At 45.0% G+C, this 5742-nt stretch carries 4 protein-coding genes; 2 read left to right on the forward strand and 2 right to left on the reverse strand.

The annotated features are described in order from the left end of the window. Positions 1 to 35 precede the first annotated feature (35 nt). Entirely contained in the window at positions 36 to 851 is an 816-nt protein-coding gene (locus JZO70_RS22165) for a putative ABC transporter permease (protein ID WP_207675879.1), read from the reverse strand. A 122-nt stretch (positions 852 to 973) separates the two neighbouring features. Here JZO70_RS22165 and JZO70_RS22170 point away from each other — a divergent pair, with 122 nt between their 5' ends. Together JZO70_RS22170 and JZO70_RS22175 are read left to right on the forward strand one after the other, a co-directional pair. After that, positions 974 to 2701 carry an ABC transporter ATP-binding protein gene (locus JZO70_RS22170; protein ID WP_207675880.1) on the forward strand — a complete coding sequence of 576 codons (1728 nt, stop codon included), beginning with the start codon at positions 974 to 976 and terminating at the stop codon, positions 2699 to 2701. Further along, the gene (locus JZO70_RS22175) at positions 2694 to 4457 is read left to right on the forward strand and encodes an ABC transporter ATP-binding protein (RefSeq protein ID WP_207675881.1); all 1764 of its coding nucleotides are present in this window, start codon (positions 2694 to 2696) and stop codon (positions 4455 to 4457) included. The genes JZO70_RS22170 and JZO70_RS22175 overlap by 8 nt, the downstream gene beginning before the upstream one ends. 47 nt (positions 4458 to 4504) lie before the next feature. Here the strand turns inward: JZO70_RS22175 and JZO70_RS22180 are convergent, their stop codons facing one another. Next, positions 4505 to 5650, reverse strand: coding sequence for a glycoside hydrolase family 3 protein (locus JZO70_RS22180; RefSeq protein WP_207675882.1), 1146 nt, complete (start codon positions 5648 to 5650; stop codon positions 4505 to 4507). Positions 5651 to 5742: the final 92 nt, after the last annotated feature.

The following is a 5742-nucleotide window of genomic DNA, read 5'->3' on the forward strand; positions in this document are numbered from 1 at the left end:
ATTGACGGGGTGCGCACCAGTCAGACTCACTTTTCTTACTTCTCTTTCTTCCGCATCTCTTTCACCAGTTTGCGAATCTCTTCTATAGAAGTAGTAATTTCTTTAGATTTCATTCTTGGGAAGCTGGACAGCAAACGACGTTCTTGGAAATTCAAGTGGGGCAGCCGATTTTTCAAATCATTCTGCTCCACGAGTTCCGTCAACCAGTCGTAACGATCGGTCACCTGCTGTTTAATTTCCGACAAGCGTTGGGCAGGCACATCCATGTTCTCCTCCACTGCCAGCTGCAGCTGCTCTTTCTTTTCCTGAATGGCATTGCTGATCTCGTTTAGACCACGACGGAAGGAATGGACACTGCTTAAGGTAAATCCTAAGTCAAAGCTGACCGCCATCAATAAAATGATCGGCAAGTAAATCCCGAAACGATTCTCCCAGCCAGCAACAATCCCCAGCAACCACGGGTTCAGTCTTTCTACAATAAACAAACAACAGAGTCCCCAGAAAATCGAGACTGGCACCGCCACCCGGCCATTGATGTTTAACGGCATATCCTTATAATCCCATAGGCTGGCTTGAAAAAGCTCCTCCAATAGAACGCTGGTGACGTATTCCAGGACGGTCACTAATAAAAAGGCCAATCCGAAAACGACGATTTCTCTATTTTGATACGGCGCGATGAAATACAGGACCCCCAATACGCCGAAACCATAGATGGGTGTAATAGGACCTAGCAAAAAGCCTCGGTAAACGAAATGTTTGGCTCGAAGGGAACAATAAATGCTTTCCCACACCCAGCCGATAAACGAATAGCAGAAAAATAATAGCACAACAATTGAAAACTCTCGTTCCATAGGCCGCCTCCTTTGGTTTGATTTTACCAGATATCTTGAAAGTTCCGTATCAAAATTCGTTCGTTTTTCGACAAAATGCGCTACAATGGGGACGAACCCTATTTTAAGGAGGGAAACATTCTATGGTTCGACTATTACGTTATGCCAAAGAATACCGTAAACAAATTATTCTTGGGCCATTTTTTAAATTTTTAGAGGCCGTCTTCGAGCTGGTCCTGCCTTTGTTCATGGCTCGATTAGTCGATGAAGGAATTGCTAAAAACAATCAAGGCAAAGTCATTGAGATGGCGTTATGGATGTTCGGTCTGTCCATTCTCGGCTTATTGTGTGCGTTAGTCTGTCAGTATTACGCTTCGATTGCCTCTCAGGGCTTTGGGACGGTGCTGCGCAATCAAATGATGACTCACATTAACCGTTTTGCTCATAAGGAACTGAACCGATTTGGAACAGATACCTTGATTACCCGAATGACTAATGACATTAATCAGATGCAGCAGGCGCTGGCTATGCTGATCCGTTTGGTGGTACGGGCGCCGTTCTTAAGTATTGGTTCGGTGATCATGGCCTTTTACATCGATTGGCAAATGGGTGTGATTTTCTTGATTTTACTGCCGTTTTTCTGTTTGATCCTGTACTTTATCATTCACTATTCAGTACCTTTGTACCGTAAAGTGCAGCATCAGCTGGATGAACTGAATCAGCTAGTTACTCAAAATCTAAGCGGTGTGCGGGTGATTCGCGCTTTCGCTCGGACGAAAACCGAGACGAATCATTTCAGCGAAAAAACCGTTGAACTGTCTGATCTAAATCAGAAGGTTGCCAATATTTCAGCCTTGTTATCACCTAGCACGACACTGATTATGAATATCGGTGTAGTTGCTTTGCTTTACTTTGGTGGTTTCAAAGTTAATGTCGGGAATTTGGAACAAGGACAGGTTTTGGCCTTGATCAACTATATGAATCAAATGCTGCTGGCTTTGATTGTGGTTTCTAACTTGGTGGTCTTATTTACCCGGGCAGCGGCTTCCGCCAATCGGATCAATGAAGTCTTCGATACAGAACCTTCTTTAATAGAAGAAGAAAAACAAGTAGTACCGGATGAAGCGGCTCCTTTAGTCCGTTTCGACCATGTGAACTTCCGTTATACCGAAGATTCTGGTCTGGCCTTGGAGGATGTTACCTTTGATTTGCCAGAAAACGAAATTCTCGGTATCACGGGAGCAACTGGTAGCGGAAAATCAACCTTAATTCAACTGATCCCCCGCTTTTACGATGTATCGGACGGAGCTGTTTCCGTTGAAGGAGCCAACGTTCAGGATTGGCCGCTGCGTCAATTACGCTATGAAATTGCGATGGTGCCGCAAACGGCGGTTCTATTTACCGGAACCATTCGGGAAAATCTGCAATGGGGTAAACCTGATGCTACTGATGAAGATTGCTGGCAAGCACTAGACACTGCTCAAGCCACTGAATTCGTCAAAGGCTTGCCCGATGGTTTGGATACGCCAATTTTTGAAAACGGCAAGAACTTTTCTGGTGGACAACGGCAACGGTTAACGATTGCTCGGGCTTTGATTCGCAAACCAAAACTGCTGATCCTGGATGATTCCTTGTCAGCCTTGGATTATCAAACCGATTTGGATTTGCGAACCGCCATGAAAAAGGATTTGAACGCGTCAATTATTATCATCTCCCAACGTTTGCGCTCCATTCAAGACGCGCCAACGATTTTATTGATGGACAATGGGAAATTAGTGGCGCAAGGAAGCCACGATGAACTGATGCAAAGCTCTGAAATGTACCAAGAACTGGCCGCATCCCAAGCAGAAGGAGGCGATCCCCATGAATAAGAAGGAAAATTTCTTTCGCTCACTGAAATTGTTTGGCCCTTATTTGGCAGCTTATCCGAAGCAACTGACGGCGGCCGTGATTCTGGGAATCCTCAGCGGGGTGACTTCTGTCATGATGACCTACTACATTGGGGTGGGCGTCGATCAGATGGTTGCTCGAGGTCAAGTTGATTTTGCTCAACTATTTCATATCCTGACGTTGTTTGTAGGATTGTTCTTAGTCACTGTAGTAAGTCAATATTTGATTCAACGAATTGGCAACAAGGTAGCCTTTGATTCGGTAGCCAGTCTGCGGGATAAAACCTTCCGCCATTTGAATCAGCTGCCGTTGAGCTATTACGACCAGTCTTCCCAGGGAGATATCGTCAGCCGTTTTACCAATGACATGGATAATATTTCAACCGCTGTTTCGGCAGTGTTCAACCAAGTATTTTCTGGTATGTCAGTGGTGTTAGTGGCTTTGGTCTTCATGTTGTACTTGAGTCCTTTGCTGACATTAGTGGTACTGGTGGCAACGCCAATCATTTTCTTGATCACTTATGTTGTGGCCCGGACATCGCAAAAGTACTTTACTAGCCAACAACGGATCGTCGGTCAAATTTCTGGTTTCGTCACGGAAATGGTGGGCAATCAAAAAATTGTCAAAGCCTTTCAGCGAGAAGACGTGAACCAGCATAACTTTGAAGAAATTAATCAAGAATTATATGTTAGAGGACAGAAAGCCCAGTTTGCTTCTTCCTTGACTAATCCATCTTCCCGTTTTGTGGATCATTTAGGCTATTTGATGGTTGGTTTAGTTGGCGGCTTGTTAGCTTTGCAAGGTTCGCACGGCATTACTATCGGGATGATTTCCAGCTTTACGATTTATTCCAGTCAGTTCACCAAACCATTTATTGAGCTGTCAGGGATTACCATTCAGCTGCAAACCGCGATTGCTGGTTTGGATCGTTCCTTTGATTTGTTGAGTCAGCCGGTGGAAACTGCTGATCCAGCTGATGCACGAACGTTAGATAAAGTAAAAGGCGAAGTTATCTTTGATCATGTTTACTTCAGCTATCGTCCTGGGCAAAAATTAATCGAGGACTTTAACCTACAAGTTAAACCTGGTGAAACGATTGCCATTGTCGGAAAAACCGGCGCCGGTAAATCTACCTTGGTAAATCTATTGATGCGCTTTTACGAAGTGGATCAAGGAAGTATTCGGATTGACGGGACAGATGTTCGCGACATCAAACGAGAAAGCCTGCGGAAACATTTTGGTATGGTACTGCAGGAAACTTGGCTGATGGACAATAGTCTGCGGGCTAATCTGCGTTATGGCCGCAAGGAAGCTACGGATGAAGAAATCTATGCTGCTTTGAAGGATGCCTATATGTACGAATTCGTGATGCGCTTGCCGAAAAAATTGGACACGATGATTGGCGAGGCTGGCTTGAAGCTTTCTGACGGTCAGCGTCAGCTGTTAACGATTGCCCGGACTATGATTAGTCGTCCGCCAATGCTGATTCTGGATGAAGCTACCAGCTCAGTGGATACCTTAACCGAGAAAAATATTCAAAATGCCTTCTTGAAAATGATGAAAGGCCATACCAGCTTCGTCATCGCTCACCGCCTGTCGACGATTCAAAATGCCGATCAGATCTTAGTCTTAGATCAAGGCCAAATTGTCGAAGTCGGTACCCATGATGAGCTGCTGAAAAAAGGCGGGTATTACAAACGCCTGTATGATGCACAGTTTTCGAATCAAGGAATATAAGAAAAAAGCTGTTGGACCACGAATTTTTTTCGGTCCAACAGCTTTTTCTATTTAAACAATCCCAACTCTACTTTCCACTTCAACACTCGTTCCACCGATTGGTTCAACTGGTCTTCTGTGTACTCGCCTTCTTGAATCGCCTGCAAGATATAAGGAATCTGTGTACTGTAACTAGACGACAGGATCAAATCATTCCCCGCCTGTAACGCCTGCAGCCCAGCTTCCTCCTGCGAGGTAAACGCAGCTAAGCCCGCCATATCCATATCATCGGTCATTACAATTCCGTCGAAACCTAATTCTTGGCGAATAACTTCGTGGACCTTTGGCGAAATCGATGCGGGCCGTTCACGATCAATAGCATTCACAATATTGTGAGAAACCATGATGCTGTCTGCCCCAGCGGCGATCCCTGCTTGGAAAGGCAAAAAGTCATTCCCCCGTAATTCATCCATCGAACGATCATCGGTCACGATCTCCACATGGGAATCACGATTGTTGCCATATCCTGGAAAATGCTTCAAGGTAGAGCCGATTTTTACCTGTTTCATAGCTTCAACACTTTTAGTGACGTATTCACTAGTCCCGGCTGCATCCATGCCGATGGTACGGTCGTAAATAAAAGATTCTGGATCAGTGGACACGTCGGCATCCGGCGCCATTCCGGCCTGGATTCCTAATTCGTGGAAGACTTCAGCCTTACGGTTAATGTCGTCTGTGATCGCCTGCCAGCCGTTTTCTTGATAAAGCGTCTGTGGACTAGCGAACGGCGGATCGACGAGCTTGTTGCGGCTTAAACGGCTAACTAACCCGCCTTCTTCGTCAGAGGCAATCAGCATCGGATATTTACTAGCAGCTTGATAGCCAGCAATCTTTTGCTGCAGCGACTCCCGAGTCTCGCCTTCCATATCGCGATCAAATAATAAATAGCCGCCTAAATGATAAGTCTGAATATCCTCCAGCTGATTTTCTGCCGGAACTCGAACTAAAAATAGTTGCCCGACTTTTTCTTCTAAGGTCATTTGATCCATCGTTTGCTTCACCTTCTCTCCAGATGTTAATGCCGGAGCCCCCATTTCTGAAGTCGCGGAGGTTTGACTCTCTCTAGTATCACTTGTTTTAGAATTAGTGCTGCAGGCACTTAAAATAAGGGCTAATAAAATAGTGAAACCAATCATCGTTTTTTTCTTTACCATAAGCAGCCTCCTTCAATCGATCCATTCTACCATGAAATTTTCAGGTTGGACGAGAAAAAGGCCTTTAATGAGAAGAGGCTGTGACATAAGTC

It is taken from the genome of Candidatus Enterococcus moelleringii, assembly GCF_017377575.1.
Taxonomy (GTDB): Bacteria; Bacillota; Bacilli; order Lactobacillales; family Enterococcaceae; genus Enterococcus_A; species Enterococcus_A moelleringii.